This is a genomic window from Pseudomonas sp. SIMBA_067 (assembly GCF_046534675.1).
Lineage (GTDB): Bacteria > Pseudomonadota > Gammaproteobacteria > Pseudomonadales > Pseudomonadaceae > Aquipseudomonas > Aquipseudomonas putida.
Window position 1 is genome coordinate 1 of sequence record NZ_JAWRYH010001521.1, and the last position, 229, is coordinate 229.

At 40.6% G+C, this 229-nt stretch carries 1 protein-coding gene; it reads left to right on the forward strand.

The window, feature by feature from the left end; all coding sequences use genetic code 11:
• Positions 1-229, forward strand: a 229-nt coding sequence (locus SB765_RS34530; protein ID WP_410933145.1) for a hypothetical protein, incomplete at both ends; no start/stop codon positions are given.

Consider the following 229-nt stretch of genomic DNA (forward strand, 5'->3'; position numbering starts at 1 on the left):
GTCTGCATCCATTTTTATGGTTTCTGAAGCTAAGGCAGAGCTAGCAAAAATCGAAGCGGATGTGGATTTTGTAAAAGTACATGCTTATCTTCTGGAGAATAATCTCGAACTCTCGGGAGATGCTAAAGAACTGGAAGATTTTGTAGAGAAAGTCAGTAGTGAAGCTAAAGAGGTAAGGGCGTTATTAGAGGCGACAGATAAATCTCTAGCTAGCATTGCAGAAGAACTG